Annotated in this window: 21 protein-coding genes and 1 pseudogene (1 of these 22 running past the window's edge); 20 read left to right on the top strand and 2 right to left on the bottom strand. The window is 48.9% G+C overall.

What is annotated here, in order from left to right:
* Window positions 1-8 precede the first annotated feature (8 nt).
* The 16 genes and pseudogenes from E6C60_RS18365 (at window position 9) to E6C60_RS18290 (ending at window position 11,905) form a co-directional block, all read left to right on the top strand.
* Window positions 9-314, top strand: coding sequence for a KOW domain-containing RNA-binding protein (locus E6C60_RS18365; RefSeq protein WP_138227130.1), 306 nt, complete (start codon window positions 9-11; stop codon window positions 312-314).
* A 2-nt stretch (window positions 315-316) separates the two neighbouring features.
* Window positions 317-532, top strand: a complete 216-nt coding sequence (infA, locus tag E6C60_RS18360; protein WP_006212898.1) for a translation initiation factor IF-1 — start codon at window positions 317-319, stop codon at window positions 530-532.
* Between the two features lie 75 nt (window positions 533-607).
* Window positions 608-721 carry a 50S ribosomal protein L36 gene (rpmJ, locus tag E6C60_RS18355; protein WP_003333770.1) on the top strand — a complete coding sequence of 38 codons (114 nt, stop codon included), beginning with the start codon at window positions 608-610 and terminating at the stop codon, window positions 719-721.
* Between the two features lie 18 nt (window positions 722-739).
* A complete protein-coding gene (rpsM, locus tag E6C60_RS18350) occupies window positions 740-1,108 on the top strand; it encodes a 30S ribosomal protein S13 (RefSeq protein WP_138227129.1) in 369 nt (122 codons plus the stop codon).
* A gap of 19 nt (window positions 1,109-1,127) precedes the next feature.
* Window positions 1,128-1,523, top strand: coding sequence for a 30S ribosomal protein S11 (gene rpsK, locus E6C60_RS18345; RefSeq protein ID WP_054956043.1), 396 nt, complete (start codon window positions 1,128-1,130; stop codon window positions 1,521-1,523).
* A gap of 131 nt (window positions 1,524-1,654) precedes the next feature.
* Window positions 1,655-2,599, top strand: a complete 945-nt coding sequence (locus E6C60_RS18340; protein ID WP_138227128.1) for a DNA-directed RNA polymerase subunit alpha — start codon at window positions 1,655-1,657, stop codon at window positions 2,597-2,599.
* A 34-nt stretch (window positions 2,600-2,633) separates the two neighbouring features.
* The gene (gene rplQ, locus E6C60_RS18335; RefSeq protein WP_138227127.1) at window positions 2,634-2,999 is read left to right on the top strand and encodes a 50S ribosomal protein L17; all 366 of its coding nucleotides are present in this window, start codon (window positions 2,634-2,636) and stop codon (window positions 2,997-2,999) included.
* 382 nt (window positions 3,000-3,381) lie between these two features.
* A complete protein-coding gene (gene truA, locus E6C60_RS18330; protein ID WP_138227126.1) occupies window positions 3,382-4,173 on the top strand; it encodes a tRNA pseudouridine(38-40) synthase TruA in 792 nt (263 codons plus the stop codon).
* A gap of 278 nt (window positions 4,174-4,451) precedes the next feature.
* Window positions 4,452-4,889: a 50S ribosomal protein L13 gene (rplM, locus tag E6C60_RS18325; protein WP_138227125.1), complete on the top strand. Its 438-nt coding sequence runs from the start codon at window positions 4,452-4,454 to the stop codon at window positions 4,887-4,889.
* A 19-nt stretch (window positions 4,890-4,908) separates the two neighbouring features.
* Window positions 4,909-5,301: a 30S ribosomal protein S9 gene (rpsI, locus tag E6C60_RS18320; RefSeq protein ID WP_046680986.1), complete on the top strand. Its 393-nt coding sequence runs from the start codon at window positions 4,909-4,911 to the stop codon at window positions 5,299-5,301.
* 427 nt (window positions 5,302-5,728) lie between these two features.
* A complete protein-coding gene (locus tag E6C60_RS18315; RefSeq protein ID WP_138227124.1) occupies window positions 5,729-6,103 on the top strand; it encodes a sensory rhodopsin transducer in 375 nt (124 codons plus the stop codon).
* Window positions 6,104-6,254: 151 nt separating this feature from the next.
* Window positions 6,255-7,880 (top strand): annotated as a pseudogene (locus E6C60_RS18310) (transposase).
* A gap of 115 nt (window positions 7,881-7,995) precedes the next feature.
* Complete coding sequence (locus tag E6C60_RS18305; protein WP_138227123.1) at window positions 7,996-8,688, top strand: phosphoadenylyl-sulfate reductase; 693 nt, start codon at window positions 7,996-7,998, stop codon at window positions 8,686-8,688.
* A gap of 51 nt (window positions 8,689-8,739) precedes the next feature.
* Window positions 8,740-9,909: a sulfate adenylyltransferase gene (gene sat, locus E6C60_RS18300; RefSeq protein WP_138227122.1), complete on the top strand. Its 1,170-nt coding sequence runs from the start codon at window positions 8,740-8,742 to the stop codon at window positions 9,907-9,909.
* A gap of 74 nt (window positions 9,910-9,983) precedes the next feature.
* Window positions 9,984-10,736 (top strand): N-acetylmuramoyl-L-alanine amidase CwlD, encoded by a 753-nt coding sequence (cwlD, locus tag E6C60_RS18295; RefSeq protein ID WP_138227121.1) that lies wholly within the window; start codon window positions 9,984-9,986, stop codon window positions 10,734-10,736.
* Window positions 10,737-10,828: 92 nt separating this feature from the next.
* Window positions 10,829-11,905 carry an Mrp/NBP35 family ATP-binding protein gene (locus tag E6C60_RS18290; protein WP_138227889.1) on the top strand — a complete coding sequence of 359 codons (1,077 nt, stop codon included), beginning with the start codon at window positions 10,829-10,831 and terminating at the stop codon, window positions 11,903-11,905.
* Window positions 11,906-11,999: 94 nt separating this feature from the next.
* Here E6C60_RS18290 and gerD read toward each other — a convergent pair whose 3' ends face one another.
* A complete protein-coding gene (gene gerD, locus E6C60_RS18285) occupies window positions 12,000-12,719 on the bottom strand; it encodes a spore germination lipoprotein GerD (protein WP_138227120.1) in 720 nt (239 codons plus the stop codon).
* A gap of 127 nt (window positions 12,720-12,846) precedes the next feature.
* Between gerD and E6C60_RS18280 the strand changes: the two genes are divergently transcribed.
* Window positions 12,847-13,440: a KinB-signaling pathway activation protein gene (locus tag E6C60_RS18280; RefSeq protein ID WP_138227119.1), complete on the top strand. Its 594-nt coding sequence runs from the start codon at window positions 12,847-12,849 to the stop codon at window positions 13,438-13,440.
* A 269-nt stretch (window positions 13,441-13,709) separates the two neighbouring features.
* Entirely contained in the window at window positions 13,710-14,237 is a 528-nt protein-coding gene (locus E6C60_RS18275; RefSeq protein ID WP_138227118.1) for a type I methionyl aminopeptidase, read from the top strand.
* Between the two features lie 290 nt (window positions 14,238-14,527).
* On the opposite strand, the gene pdaB is transcribed toward E6C60_RS18275, so the two are convergent.
* Complete coding sequence (gene pdaB, locus E6C60_RS18270; protein ID WP_138227117.1) at window positions 14,528-15,331, bottom strand: polysaccharide deacetylase family sporulation protein PdaB; 804 nt, start codon at window positions 15,329-15,331, stop codon at window positions 14,528-14,530.
* Between the two features lie 93 nt (window positions 15,332-15,424).
* Between pdaB and E6C60_RS18265 the strand changes: the two genes are divergently transcribed.
* Both E6C60_RS18265 and E6C60_RS18260 read left to right on the top strand, forming a co-directional pair.
* Window positions 15,425-16,036 (top strand): stage II sporulation protein M, encoded by a 612-nt coding sequence (locus E6C60_RS18265; protein WP_138227116.1) that lies wholly within the window; start codon window positions 15,425-15,427, stop codon window positions 16,034-16,036.
* Between the two features lie 177 nt (window positions 16,037-16,213).
* Window positions 16,214-16,317, top strand: partial view of a hypothetical protein gene (locus E6C60_RS18260; RefSeq protein WP_046680992.1) — the 5' portion only. It continues 127 nt past the right edge of the window; only the first 104 of its 231 coding nucleotides appear in the window; it begins with the start codon at window positions 16,214-16,216; its stop codon lies off the right edge, out of view.

Genomic DNA, 16,317 nt, shown 5'->3' with positions numbered 1-16,317 from the left:
GTGATACGTTGAATAAACCAGTCACATTGAGCTTGGGTCAGGTCGTTAGGATCTTGAGAGGCAAAGGTGCCGATCAGCATGCCGTTATCGTTTCTATTGAGGACAGCAAGTATGTTAAGATAGCGGATGGGCACAGCATTAAATTCGATCAGGCGAAGAAAAAGAACATTCTTCATCTGATGCCTCAATCCTTTATTAGCAGCGAAGTTGTAAACAGTTTGCAAGAAAGCGGTCGGGTAACAAATGGAAAGCTGCGGTTCGCCGTCAGCCGATTTTTATCCGAGAATCCGAATGCTGATCAGAAAGGAGAATGATTGTGGCCAAAGAAGATGTCATTGAAGTCGAAGGCACGGTCATCGAGCCGTTGCCGAATGCAACATTCAAGGTCGAGCTGGAAAATGGTCATCAGATTTTAGCTCACGTCTCCGGGAAGCTGCGGATGCACTTTATCCGTATCCTTACAGGTGACAAAGTGGTTGTCCAACTTTCACCATACGATTTAACTAAAGGTCGTATCACTTACCGTAAATAGATGTCGTTTCCGTCTGGAAACAACAAAAGCTGCGAAGCGGTTTTACTGATGTAAAACTTGGAGGAGGTAATTGACATGAAGGTAAGACCTTCTGTGAAGCCTATTTGCGAGAAATGCAAAGTCATTCGCCGCAAAGGGAATGTAATGGTTATCTGTGAAAATCCGAAACACAAACAAAAACAAGGTTAAAGAAGGGGGTGTAGCGTAATGGCTCGTATAGCTGGTGTGGATTTGCCACGTGACAAACGCGTTGAGATCGCCTTGACTTACATTTTCGGAGTCGGCAAAACGACTTCCCAGAAAATTATCAATGAAGCAGGCATCAATCCGGACACTCGTGTCCGTGATCTGACAGAAGACGAAGTAAACAAATTGCGCGAAACGATCGACGGTAATGTGAAGGTTGAAGGTGACCTGCGTCGTGAAATTTCTTTGAATATTAAACGTCTCTCGGAGATTGGCTGCTACCGCGGTATTCGTCACCGTCGTGGTCTGCCTGTCCGTGGTCAACGTACTAAAACCAATGCTCGTACACGTAAAGGTCCTCGTCGTACGGTAGCGAACAAAAAGAAATAAGAAAGGGGGATAACAGACAATGGCTAAACCAAAAAAAGTCGTACGTACTAAACGTCGTGACCGCAAAAATATTGAATCTGGCGTGGCTCACATCCGTTCCACGTTCAACAATACGATTGTTACCATTACGGATCCCCACGGAAATGCTATTTCTTGGGCGAGCTCCGGCGGCATGGGTTTCAAAGGTTCCCGTAAGTCCACTCCGTTTGCTGCACAGATGGCTGCTGAAACAGCGGCTAAAGCAGCAATGGAACATGGCATGAAGGCTGTAGAGGTTATGGTTAAAGGTCCGGGCGCTGGCCGTGAGGCAGCTATCCGTTCCCTCCAGGCTGCAGGTCTTGAAGTTAACCTGATCAAGGACGTAACACCAATTCCGCATAACGGATGCCGTCCGCCAAAACGTCGTCGCGTATAATGAAGTCATCCTGTTAATGTGGTATAAATCCGGTGCAATCTGCTAAGAATGGTTGTTTAGGCATACTACATGGATTACTGGATAAGATGACAGTTTCATATAGGAGCGACGTTTGAAGGAGGGGTACTTGCGTGATTGAAATCGAAAAGCCGAAAATTGAGACCGTTGATGTCAATGAGGAAGGAACCTATGGAAAATTCATAGTTGAACCGCTGGAGCGTGGCTACGGCACAACGCTGGGGAATTCTCTCCGCCGCATTTTGCTGTCCTCGCTGCCTGGTGCAGCTGTCACATCTATTCAGATTGACGGCGTTCTGCATGAGTTCTCTACGGTTCCGGGTGTCATGGAAGACGTGACTGAAATCATTTTGAACCTGAAGGCTTTGTCGCTGAAGATTCATTCCGACGAAGAGAAAGTGTTCGAAATTGATGCGGAAGGCGAAGGTGTCGTGACTGCCGGAGACATCCGTGCAGACAGCGATGTGGAGATTCTTAATCCGGATCTGCATATTGCGACGCTTGGCCCGGGTGCAAGACTTCATATGCGTGTTTTCGCCAATCGCGGTCGTGGCTATGTCCAGGCGGATCGGAACAAGCACGATGACCAGCCTATCGGCGTCATTCCCGTCGATTCGATCTATACGCCGATCAGCCGTGTCAACTACAGCGTTGAAAACACCCGCGTAGGTCAAGTGACCAACTATGACAAGCTGACTATGGAAATCTGGACGGATGGCAGCATTCGCCCGGAGGAAGCCGTCAGCCTTGGCGCCAAAATCCTGACCGAGCACCTCTTCCTGTTCGTCGGTCTGACCGACGAAGCGAAGGATGCCGAGATCATGGTCGAAAAAGAAGAAGACAAGAAAGAAAAAGTGCTTGAAATGACGATCGAAGAGCTGGATCTCTCCGTACGTTCCTATAACTGCCTCAAACGTGCCGGCATCAATACGGTACAAGAGCTGACGACGAAAACTGAAGAGGATATGATGAAGGTCCGTAACCTGGGCCGCAAATCCTTGGAGGAAGTTCAAGAGAAGCTTGAAGAGCTAGGTTTGGGACTCCGTTCGGAAGAATAGTCTCGCGATTGCTTTAGCAAAGGAGGGAAAACACATGGCATACCAAAAGTTGGGCCGCGATTCCAGCGCGCGTAAAGCGTTGTTTCGTGACCTGGTAACTGATCTGTTCTTGTACGAGCGTATTCAAACAACCGAGGCGAAAGCCAAGGAAGTGCGTTCCATCGCTGAAAAGCTGATCACCAAGGCAAAGCGCAATGACCTGCATGCACGTCGTCAGGTAGCTGCATTTGTTCGTCGTGAAACGGTTGATGGTGAGCAGGATGCAATTCAAAAGCTGTTTGCTGAGATTGCACCTCGTTACTCCGAGCGTGCCGGCGGATACACTCGTATCCTGAAGCTGGGACCTCGTCGTGGTGACGCAGCTCCTATGGTCTATCTGGAACTGGTAGACCGCGCTTAATCATTACAATCTAACCTGTTAGATCACTATTGAAATCTTGTGGCTGCAGCCGAAAGGTTTCAATAACGACAGTGAGCTTTGCATCCGAAGTGACTGTAGTTATGTATGCCCGGCTCGTTACCGATTTATCCCCTGTGATAATCGTTCAGAGCCTAGATCAGGGACGTGGTTCGAGATGGAACATGCCGTACTTGTTCGGCTCCTCTCGGCTACACCTGTGGCATCGTAAGGTAGGCCTTCTAGTCATGCAGCTGACTGTGAAGGATCGGCTGGCATGATGAAAAGGAGCTCCTTGGTGGGCTCTTTTTTTAGGTGTTTTTGGACCAGGCTGCACTCACCTAACCGGGGAGAACGACATCAGGCACCAGGCAGGAGGGAAATTATGCGCAATCTTCTGATGAGAGTAAGCTACGACGGTACGAACTATAATGGCTTTCAGACACAGCCGGACGGCAACACCGTTCAGGATGTGATTGAGCAGGCCATCTACGGCTTGACGGGGGAATCGTTGAAAATCACGGCCTCAGGCCGAACCGATGCCGGCGTTCATGCTCGGGGACAGATTTTTAATTTCTGCTCCGTTGCCATGATTCCTCCGGAGCGGTGGTGTTCGGCTCTGAACTCCAGGCTGCCTTCGGACATTGTCGTAACTGATGCACAGGAGGTTTCGCTTGATTTTCATTCCCGCCGGGAGGCGAAGCGCAAAACCTACCGATATACGATCAACGCCAACCAGTTTCCGGATCCTTTTCATCTCCGTTATCAATTTCACCATTATGGACGGCTGAATGTGAGCGCAATGGAGGAAGGCTTGAAGCATTTACTGGGCACGCACGATTACACCAGCTTTGCTTCCCGCCGCTCCACCAAGCCATCTCATGTTCGGACGATTTATGATGCATGGATGGAGGTTGACACCAGCATGAGCCGGGATCACCCACGAGATCAGGGTGTCGTACACACCTATATCACGGGCAGTGGATTTTTACAGCATATGGTGCGGATTATTATGGGTACGCTGATTGAGGTCGGTGAGGGCAAACGTACGCCTGAAAGCGTTAGGACTGCGTTAATCGCGCAGAATCGTGCAGCGGCAGGGCCAACAGCGGTCAGCCATGGCTTGATGCTGTGGGACGTTGAGCTGGATGCAGCCTCTTATATAATCAGGACTTAACAGGCACTGGGCTAATGCTGAGATCGCTGTTTTTGGAGACGGTGTAAACGTCCTGGCAGCAGCGCTGTTTTCAAGGTCATTACCTTAAAAAACACTTGCAGTTTATGCGTGTATCCTGTATTATATAAGTTGTGTTTTCTTAACGGCTCTCCCACAGCCCCGGTTGAGAAAATGCCGTAATACGATCCATTTAACACTTAAATTTGCTTCACACATGAACGAAGATAAATGATGAACATTTGAAACTTTTTCGGATGAATACAAGGAGGAAACTTAACATGCGTACCACCTATATGGCGAAGCCAAATGAAGTTGAGCGTAACTGGTACATCGTTGATGCCGAAGGCAAAACGCTTGGCCGTTTGGCAAGTGAAGTTGCGGCTCTGATCCGCGGCAAGCACAAGCCACAATTTACTCCACATGTGGATACTGGCGACTTCGTAGTCGTAATCAACTCGGAGAAGATTGTACTGACCGGGAAGAAGATGTCCAACAAGAAATACTACCGTCACTCCATGCATCCAGGTGGATTGAAAGTGACTGTTGCTGAAGACCTGATCAAGAAATTCCCTGAGCGCGTGATCGAAAGCGCCGTTCACGGCATGCTTCCTAAAACTCGCATGGGCGAGAAAATGAAGCTGAGACTGAAAGCATATGCAGGCACAGCACATCCACACGAAGCTCAAAAACCAGAAGTTTACGAACTTCAAGGTTAATTAAAAGGAGGACAGTTTCATGGCACAAGTACAATACTATGGGACAGGTCGTCGTAAGCATTCGGTAGCACGTGTTCGCCTTGTACCGGGTGAAGGACGAATTGTCATCAATAAACGCGATATCAACGAATATTTCGGTTTGGAAACTCTCAAGCTGATCGTTAAGCAACCTCTGACACTGACTGAAACATTGGGCAAATACGATGTTCTTGTCATTGCTCATGGCGGCGGCATTTCCGGTCAAGCTGGCGCAATCCGTCACGGTATTTCCCGTGCATTGCTGAAGGCTGACCCTGAATTCCGTGGTTCCCTGAAGAAAGCTGGATTCCTGACTCGTGACCCTCGTATGAAAGAACGTAAGAAATACGGTCTTAAAGCGGCTCGTCGCGCTCCTCAGTTCTCCAAGCGTTAATATTATTTTTGTTCTTACGAAAGCTCTTGGCCATCCGGCCAAGGGCTTTTTTTGTGGTACGCCCAGCATGGGTCTTTTGTTTTTCTGGGTGTCGCACTTCTATTACAATCTGTCATATGTAGAAGGATTATGTGTAGTCAAATGCGAAGTATTACGTGAACTCAATCAAGGGCTTCACTAAGCGAATAGGAGCCACCAGTTTGAACAACGTGTTAACGTTCATCCAACTTCTTATTAAATCTGTAAGGGTAAATTTTTTTTCTATTAATACCTGCAGCTTTATCATTTTTTAACTTGCACAATAAATCATATAGAGACCGAGATTTTATTGCGGAACCCTTCTATGTAAGTAGTCATTTTACAGATCACTTTATGATAAACTTAAACTTGAATTATATTGGAAATTCATCATAAGGAGGACTTAAAAATGTGTAAAGGCAAGACTCATTGGATTATTCCGGACGGGTATATTCCCCCAACTAGCTCAGGGGAACTGGTAAGTCATGAATCCGTATGTGTTCTAAATTTAAATGCGGATGAGATTACCGTTACGATTAATGCATATTTTGAGGATCGGGAACCGATTTTGGGGATGAATACTCAAGTGCCTGGGCAGCGCACCAGACATATCCGAACTGCGCACATCGAGTCAAGTAGTGGTGTTTCAATTCCTGCTGGAGTGCCATATGCTATGGAGGTCATTGCTAGTAAACCTGCGTTTGTGCAGTATAGCCGACTTGACTCTACACAAGCAGAAAATGCACTAATGAGTGTTATGGCATATTCCGTAGATAAAGACTGATAATACAAGAGTCTTATGTAGGGCTTGCTGAACGCTCATAAAATCGCTAAAAACCGCATAACAACAAGGGCTTTTGGTGCTTTGTGTCGAATTCATATGCAAAGGAATGCATCGAAAGTACAGCAAAAACTTTGCAGATGGAATGATGGAAGTGTTCAAACCGACCGCGTATCTCGAAAATCAATGGATCATGCCAGGCGATTTCTTTCTCCCTTTCGGAGGGAAACTGAACGAAGAAAATCGCTGGGTTCAGTTGGCGCGGTTGGTGCCTTGGGTGGAAGCCGAGAAAAAGTACGGACAGTTTTTCAAAGACACGCTCCGCGGTCAACAAACGATCCGTTTGCGGATGGGGCTTGGTGCATTAATCATTCAAGAGCGTATGCAGTTGACGGACAGAGAAACCATGGAATCGATTCGTGAAAATCCCTATATGCAATACTTCATCGGTCTGCCCGGATTCGCGATGAAGCAGCCGTTCCATCATTCCATGATGACGCATTTCCGAAAGCGCTTGACGGAAGTGCTGGCTGAACTGAACGAGCTCGTCGCCTCCACGGGCGCGAAGGAAACAAAAGACGATGATGACAGCAATGACGCAAGCGGCGGTGGTCAAGGAAAAGTAAAGCGCTCGAAGAAGGAAGTCCCTGCCGTTCAAGCCGAACAGCAAACGATGTTTGTGGAGGCGTCGGATGAATCGTCAAAAGCAGGACCACCCCAGACGGCCGCAATGCCAGAGAGTCCTGAAGCGACAACGTCTGTTTCTGAAGCGCATCTGGTATCGACAGTATCAGAAGCGACAGCTTTGCAAAATCAAGGGACCATGCTGGTAGATGCCACTTGCGCGCCAGCGGATGTATCATATCCCACAGATCTGAACCTGCTGAATGAAGCGCGGGAGAAGCTCGAAGCGATCATCGATACGTTGCATGAACCGTTCATCGGACAAACGGTGAAACCACGTACGTACCGGGAAAAGGCGCGCAAACCATTTCTTGCCGTCTCCAAGGAACGCAGGCCGGGACCCAAAGTGATTCGCAAAGCCATCAGACTTCAGCTCGGTTACGTTGGACGGAACCTTGCCATCATCGCCGAACAAGCCGAGGTGCAGGAGCTCACGCTGCTTAGCCGCAAAGCCTACCGAGACTTGCTGGTCATTCATGAACTTTACCGTCAGCAGTTACACATGTACAATGCACGTTCTCACCAGATGGAAGATCGGATCGTCAGCATTCATCAGCCGCATATCCGGCCGATTGTACGAGGGAAAGCCAAGGCACGCGTCGAGTTCGGAGCCAAGATCGCAGTAAGCATGACCAAAGGCTATGCGTTCCTGGATCGGCTGTCCTGGGATAACTTCAACGAGAGCACGACGCTTATTGACGTGATCGAGAAGTAACGCAAGCGTATGGGATTCTATCCGGCTGTCGTCCAAGCCGATCAAATCTATCGCACGCGCGAAAACCGGAGCTTCTGCAAGCAACATGGAATCCGACTAAGTGGACCAGCATTGGGGCGCAAGCCGAAAAATGGACCGACAAGCGAAGAAAAGCAAGTTCTCAAACAGGACACCGGCGAACGAAACGCGATTGAAGGCAAGTTTGGAGAAGGCAAGCGCAAGTATGGGCTTGGCTGTATTCGCGCACGCCTTGCAAAGACAAGTGAATCGGTGATTACGCTACAGCTTCTGGTGATGAACTTGGAACGTAGGCTCCGCGTTCTTTTTTTCCTCATTTTCACGATGCAGTCTCGTGGACGCCTAGCTCTGAAGGCTGGATAAAGAATCGTTCAGCAAGCCTATTTAAGGTGTTGACAATATATAGGAATGGTCTATACTTAATTCATACTAATTACGTAGGATTATGTGGGATTAATAAGCACTGGAGGTCAAAGACATGAACTTATTAGAGAAAGAGCAGTTAATCCAAGAGCAGGCTATTGCATTAGAGACGGCTTCTGCTGAAGAAATCATTCGATACGCTGTTCAAACCTTTCCCAACATTACGTTTGCCTGCAGCTTTGGTGCAGAGGATGTAGTGCTGGTGGATATGGTTCAGAAGATCAGCCCGGGAACGGATATCTTTTATTTGGATACCGACTTTCACTTTGAAGAGACGTACCATACCCGGGATCGGTTAGTAGCGAAATATAATATGGAATTTGTACGCGTTGCACCAGTCCTCTCGCCGGAAGAGCAGGCGGCACAGCATGGAGATACGTTATGGCAGGTGAACCCGAACCAATGCTGCAATATCCGCAAGGTAGAGCCGCTCACACGAATTTTGTCTCAGTATGATGCCTGGATTACAGGGATCCGACGCGATCAGGCGCCCACACGCGCCAATGCCAAAAAGATCGAGTATGACCATAAGTTTGGCCTGGTGAAGTTTAATCCGATCGCAGATTGGACTCAGGATGAGGTATGGGCATATATCCGGGAGCATGACGTTATTTATAATCCGCTTCATGATCAGAATTATCCGAGTATCGGCTGCCACTATTGCACTCGTCAGGTGATGCCGGGTGAGGATCCGCGTGCTGGACGCTGGTCCGGGAATGAGAAAACGGAGTGCGGACTTCATAAATAAATCAATTCATACCTGAAGAAGTACAAGAACAAAGAACAGGAGGCTCACTTCATGACAACCATGCAGCCGCACGGTGGTGCGCTTATTAACCGTATTGCAGAACCGGAACGACGTCAGGCTTTATTGGAGTCTGCAGGCAACCTGCCTGCCATCCCTATCAATACATGGGCCATTTCAGATCTGGATCTGATCGGAGTCGGTGCGTTTTCACCTCTACAAGGCTTTATGAGTAAAAAAGATTATCGTGCTGTCCTGGACACGATGCGTTTGGCAGACGGAACCGTTTGGAGCATTCCCGTGACACTAGCCGTGCCTGATGCTACAGCCGTTACTTTGAGTGCCGGTGAGCAGGCCGCATTGATAGGAGAAGAGGATGGCGTGATCTACGCCATTCTGACCGTTGAAGACGTCTATAGCGTAGATCAGCGCGAAGAAGCGCTAAAGGTGTTCAAAACCGAGGACCCGGAGCATCCAGGGGTCAAGAAGCTGTTTGAGCGCCCTAATGTATATGTGGGAGGCTCTGTAGAGATTCTCAATCGGCCTCAGCCTGCCCGTTTCCAGGAGTTTTACTTCGATCCGGCGCAGACACGTGCTTTATTCGAAGAGCGTGGGTGGAAGACCGTAGTGGGCTTTCAGACCCGCAACCCGGTGCATCGGGCTCATGAATACATTCAGAAGAGTGCTATGGAAATTGTGGATGCGCTGTTTCTGAACCCGCTCGTCGGTGAAACCAAGTCGGATGATGTGCCGGCTGATGTACGTATGAGAAGCTATCTCGCTTTGCTGGAGCACTATTACCCACAGGACCGCACATTTCTGGGCGTATTCCCGGCGGCAATGAGGTATGCAGGACCAAGGGAAGCCATTTTCCATGCGATGGTCCGCAAAAATTACGGCTGCACCCATTTCATCGTCGGCCGGGACCATGCGGGGGTGGGCGATTACTACGGTACATATGAAGCCCAGGAAATTTTCCGCCACTTTTCAGCAGAAGAGCTTGGCATTACCCCGCTGTTCTTTGAGCACAGCTTCTTCTGTATCCAATGCGGCAATATGGCATCCAGCAAGACTTGCCCGCACGATAAGGAGCAGCACCTGACCTTATCCGGCACGAAAGTGCGCGGACTGCTGAGAGAGGGCAAGTGCCCGCCGCCGGAGTTCACACGGCCTGAGGTTGCAGCGATCCTCATTGAAGGCATGAAAGAGCAGGTCAGCGTCTAGAACGCCGCAACATATTTATCCATCTTGTCCCATACATATAAGTACAACACTTATAGGGACGAGGTGGATTTTTTATGTCCAGGCCGGAACGCGATAAGGTAACCATATGGATCTCCTGGAAAAAGATAAAGCAAAGCCTGATAGGGCTTGGACTGCTGCTTTTACTGCTTGCCGTAGTGACCTACGAAATTCCAACGAACAAAACCGTTCAATATTGGAGCCTGCCGCTGGCAGGAAAGGTAATCGCATTGGATGCGGGTCACGGTGGCCCGGATGGGGGAGCTGTCAGCCGCCAGGGCGTGATTGAGAAGGATATTAATCTGGCGGTCACGCTGTATTTGCGGGATTATCTTCAGCAGGCAGGAGCCTTGGTGATCTTAACGCGAGAAGGGGATTATGATCTGGCCTCTCCGGAAACCGCGGGATACTCCAAGCGAAAAACCGAGGATCTAAACAATCGGGTGCGGCTGATTGAAAATAAGCAGGCTGACCTGTTTATCAGCATTCATCTGAATAGCATTCCTTCTAACCGCTGGAGTGGTGCCCAAACCTTTTACCCACCGGGAAAAGAAGAAAGCAGACGTTTAGCGGAGCTGATCCAGAGTGAAATTCGTCACCAGCTCGAGAATACGCAGCGGCTGGCCAAGACGGATGACAAAATCTTTTTGCTGCAAGCGCTCAAAATCCCGTCCGCACTCGTAGAGGTCGGCTTTCTGTCTCATCCGCAGGAGTCCGAAATGCTGAGGGATGAGAAGTACCAGCGAAAGGTGGCAGCCTCTATATATAATGGCGTTCTGAGATATAGTGCAGGAGAGCGCTCCAACTAATCGGCAGCACGGGTGAAGTAGTGGTATAATGTAGGCTGAATAACATTCCAGAGATTGAGCCACTAACCAAAGTTGAGGTGCGATTCGATATGCTGATAAGCAGAGAGCAGGTACAGGAGATTTTACAGCCGCTGCAGGACCCGGAGACTGGACAGAGTCTAATGGAGCTGCAACGCATTCGTGACATTGTAGTTAAAGATAACACTGTGCGTTTATCCGTCACGTACACAACCGAAGAGACGCGGACGCTGCTGAATGCGCAGATTCGAGAGCTGCTGCAGGCACTGGGAGCAGAGGATATTCATATCCGGATGCGGCCGCTGGAGGACAAGTCGAAGGAAGAAGAGCTGGACCGCGAGAAGCTGACCAAAGGACACGCAGCCGGGATGAAGCATGAGCTGCTGGCCCCGGAATCGGGCGTTCAGTTTATTGCGATTGCGAGCGGGAAAGGCGGGGTGGGGAAATCTACCGTGACCGTTAACCTGGCGACCGCGCTTGTCCGCCAAGGCAAGAAAGTCGGCTTGATCGATGCAGATATTTACGGCTTTAGCGTTCCGGACATGATGGGGATGGAGGAAGGCCCCGTCGTTACGGATGACGGCGTCATCATTCCAGTGGAGCGGTTTGGCGTCAAGGTGATGTCGATGGGCTTCTTCATTCGGGAGAACAGCCCGGTCGTGTGGAGAGGGCCGATGCTGGGCAAAATGCTCCGTCAGTTTTTTGATGATGTAGCTTGGGGTGACCTGGATTACATGCTGCTGGATTTACCTCCCGGTACCGGTGATGTAGCGCTGGACGTGCACCAGATGATCCCGCAGAGCAAAGAGATTATTGTTACCACACCCCATGCCACGGCGGCGTTCGTAGCTGCTAGAGCGGGAGCTATGGCGCTTCAGACGAACCATGAGGTGCTGGGCGTTATCGAAAACATGGCCTATCGGAACTGTCAGCACTGCGGCGAGAAGGATTATATTTTCGGCCGCGGAGGCGGAGGAATGCTGGCAGACAATCTTCATACCGAACTGCTGGGACAGCTTCCATTAAGCGCACCGGACAACCTTCCGACAGATCCAGACTTCTCCCCATCGGTATATAAAGAAGACACTGAGAGCGGCCAGATTTATGAGGAGATTGCAAAGGCTGTAATTTCAAAGTGTGCACCCCGTTAAGACAACCTTAATGCATGAAATGTCCATAGACTAACAATAAACTCCCTGATTTCCATAATCAGGGAGTTTATTGTATGGCCAGATCAGCACTGCGTTAGCTGCCACCACCACTGCCTTCACCGCCGCCACCGCCGCTTTCCCCTTCACTGCCGCCTTCACCGCCGGCCTCTCCGCCATTTTCACTGCCGCCGCCGCTCTCGCCGCCCTGCTCCTTTTCAACGGCTGGCTGCAGCTCATCCTTCACAACCGTCTTCAGCAGTTGCAGGACTTCCATCCGGAAGAGCGGGTTTTGCATGGCCTCTTGCATAATTGTCATCGTCTGCTTACGGTAATCCGGCGTTTTCGTCAGCTCTAAGAAGGATTTCATGATTTCAGGTGACTTCATAATTTCCTCCACGGACTTTTGATACGTAGGGTCCTTAATGAGCTGGAGATGAAGCTGCTTACTTTCAGCGTTGATCGCTTTAGCAAATTCACCTGCAAACTGGGGGTCGGTCATGATCTTCTCAATTTCTTTTTTATAATCCTCAGACACGAGTGTATCCTTGACGGCCAGACGAATATCGTCGCCCGACTGGGCCGACAAAATTTTAGCGCCAGAAGCTCCGCCGCTTTCGCCGGACAATGAGCCGCCGCCCAGAGCCTCCTCGACCGCTTTTTTGCCCTCGTCTGTTTTGAGGATATCAACCACCATGGATTTCATCTCTTTATAGCCCATCTGCTGGGCAGTATAGCCTTGATCGGAGCCGCACCCCGTTACTAATATCAAGGTGAGTCCCAGACCGCTGAATAAACAAAATAAAGGCCGCTTCATGCCCGTAGTCCTCCTTTGTGTGGGTGCTGTCCATAGTATGTGATGGAATGTAAGAAATATGTCGAAGTGATCATGGTTTTTTATTGAGAAGGTTGGTAAAATAATGACTTGTGGGGGTGGAGATCACTTGAGCTTACGGAAGTGGGCAAGATTATTTTGGAAAACGATGCTGGTCGGCGCGATTGCCGCAGTGATCGCAGGTGTGGCGCTGCAGCTGGCGACGGGCAATATTGAGTTTAAGGGAGCGGTCGACCTGACCATCTATCCGTTAATCCTGCTGGGATACGGTGCACTGGTCAGTGTGTACTCGCAATTAGGTTTTTTTGCTTATCTAACGCTGAATTATATCGGAATTGGTGTATTTCGGCCAAAAACCTGGGGATACGTTCAGCTCGTCTTGTCCGTACTGGCTCTGATGGAGCTTATTTTTCTGCGGACATTTGTGGGGAACGAACAAAATTTCACTTGGGATTTAATCATTGCGATCGGGATTCTGCTGACCGCCGTTGTCGTTACTTACTTCAAAGTAAACATGACAAACAGCAAAGCGCTGATCCCAACCATGTTTTTCATGCTGGCAGTGACCATTCTGGAAATCATCGGCGTATTAAAGATTGGCGAGAACAATGCCACTGTATTTTTAATTATTCCTTTACTGGCATGTAATGCCTATCAGATTCTGACGCTGCATAAAGTGACTCAGAACGTAGAAAAGAGCTAATTTACTTAGCTCTTTTTTTGTTGCAGCGTGTCTGGTTAGACAAGCATTTTCTATCCGGGCAGGTGTGAAGGGGAAGCGGGTTGATTCCTATGATTCGTGAAGAGATCGATTCCAAGTCACCGGAATCCACAGCTGCCATTATATATGGTTCGCTTATCGGCTATGCCATGCTGAACATCCATCACCATATGCTGACTGACTGAGATGGATATTGAAAGGATTGTGGATACGATTTTTTGGGGCATACAGTCGAAGGAGAGATGAATACAATGGTTACTCTGAAATCAAGAGCAGAAATTGAAGAAACGAGAAAAGCCGGTCGAATTGTCGCTGCTTTTCATCAGGCCGTGTCTGATTTAATCGTGCCTGGTGTTACGACCCTTGATATCGAGGCGTTCGCGCTTCGGTTTCTGAAGGAGAAAGGCGCTAAAGCAGCTATAGTCGGGAACCGTATAGGGGATGTGATGCACGCGGTGCAATCTCATGCTGAGCAGCATGGATTCTCCGTGGTTCGTGATCTGCTTGGACATGGTATAGGACGGGAAATGCACGAGGAACCCAATTACCCTCATGTGGGCAGGCCTGGCAGAGGCTTTCGTTTAAAAGAAGGAATGGTTATGACGATCGAGCCGATGATCAACGCTGGAACAGCGGTCATGACGGTAGATGCTGATGGATGGACCGCGAGAACGGCTGACGGCTCGCTTTCGGCACAGTATGAACACACCATCGCTATTACTGCAGACGGTCCGATCATATTGACTACAATGAGTCACCCTGCCAATTCACTCTTTTAAAAACCCGTTTCCAGTCCACGGCCAAGCCGAAGAACCATTGCATAGCCTGGAAACGGGGATACAGGGCTATTTAATCACTGTTACATTACTGACCGAAGCTTTGATCGTCATGTATTCAAATTCATCATTTTATCCCCGTCGTATTGATTTCTTCTTCAGTCTCCTTGTATAAAAGAACATCCTCTTCCATCATTTCTTCATCCGAAGTACAAACTCATAGGCAACCCACCGTGGAAAGGAATTCGCCTGCTGTGCTAACATGAACTTAAAAGCTACATCACAGTGAGCATTTAACGATTCACTGCATCCTCTATATGCTTTTGCATTGTAGATTGATCCTGAACGGGTGAGCCTTTGGTGCTGCTTTGCTGCAGCAAATCGGTTACGGTGACGAATTCATAGCCCTTGCGGCGCAGCTCATCAATAATGTCCGGAAGCGCTTCGTGAGTCTGTTTCACGGAGTCGCTGGCATGAAGCAGAACAATGTCTCCCGGGTGCGCCTTACTTACAACGCGATCTACAATCTGGTCGGTGCCAATGTTTTTCCAGTCCTGAGAATCGGTGTCCCACTGAATGACCGTATAGTTCAAGCTGTCGGCGATGCTCAGCACTCTTTTGTCGAAATCGCCGTTCGGAAGCCGGATTAGCCTCGGTTCTTGTCCCGTCACAGTGGTTAAAATAGAGTGAGCCGTTGTAATCTGCTTGCGTATTTCCTCATCTGACAGCGTACTATAATTATCATGCTTGAATCCGTGGCTACCGATCTCAAAACCGCCTTCCTTGATCTTGCTCACGATATCAGGATGGCTTTTGCTCCAGGGTGCGGACAGGAAGAAGGAAGCCTTGGACACCCCCTTGTCTTTCAACACCTGTAAAATCGGCTCGGCGCGCTTCTCTCCCCAGCTAATGTCAAATGTCAAAGCAATCTGCTTCTTCTCCGTCGGGACACTGTACACGGCCGCAGGCGTGTTCTCCGAGAATACGGAAATATGATCACTTTCCACATAAATGACTCCGACCGCAAAGACGGCAGCAGCAAGAACAAAACTGAACCGCTTAATTTTCTGCCCATTCAAAACATAAAAGAAACTCATACCGGCAGGCTCCTCTCCCTTCATACTGCAAAAAGCTTGTTTACTAAAATCTATGCTCGTACCGATAACTTATTACTGTAAAGGAGGCAGCGTATGTATCGATTTACTACTTTTCTTAAAGACCTGGGCACGATTCGTGGTGCTCTGATTGTATCTGCTGTACTGTTTGTGCTCGCGGTCGCAGCGGGCTGGAACGCCAGCCAGGAGATCCAGGAAATCTTAGCTGGAGAAATTCAGGCCTTAGCAGAAACAAGCCAGAATTTGAGCGCGTCGGACAATCCGGAGCTGAGCTTTTTTGTGTTTATTTTTCTGAACAATGCGATCAAAAGTTTAATAGTCATGTTTGCAGGCCTGCTGCTCGGAATTATTCCTTTCGTGTTTCTGGCTATGAACGGGATGGTGCTTGGTTTTCTCATGGAGCTGGTTCGTGCAAACGGTGGAGATCTCAATGAGCTTATCTTTAAAGGCTTACTGCCGCACGGCATTATTGAAATACCGGTGCTCATCATTGCAGGAGCTTACGGACTCATGCTGGGTGCTCTGGTCATTCGTAGCATTCTTCCCGGTCAGGAAAAAGGGGAGGCTCTTGGCTTGAAGTGGAGAACAGCATGGAAAAAAACGGGCACGGCCTCTCTTTGGATCCTAATACTGCTCTTCGTTGCCGCAATAATTGAAAGTACAATTACCCTGTGGCTGATGTCATAATTTTCCCGGAATATGAGCATACCTAATAAAGCAGTTTACGACCTATCGAATTTTGTTTATTGAACATTATGGATGGCAAGCAAGAAGAGTGGAAGTTCGACAGTTCATACACATACATAGGAGAACGGAAGCGGGAGAGCAGAATAACCGCACCGGAATCCAGAGGAGGTCAGGATGATGCTCGGAATGCTATTTAACGAGAAAGAATGCAAAGAGCTGGATTACGTACTGCGAAAAGAGCTGGATGAAATGCTGCTGGATTTGAGTGACCAGCGATTGGA

The organism is Paenibacillus algicola, from assembly GCF_005577435.1.
GTDB lineage: Bacteria > Bacillota > Bacilli > Paenibacillales > Paenibacillaceae > Paenibacillus_AQ > Paenibacillus_AQ algicola.
The sequence above is the reverse complement of the archived record's forward strand: the minus strand, read 5'-3'. Positions and strand labels throughout refer to the sequence as shown.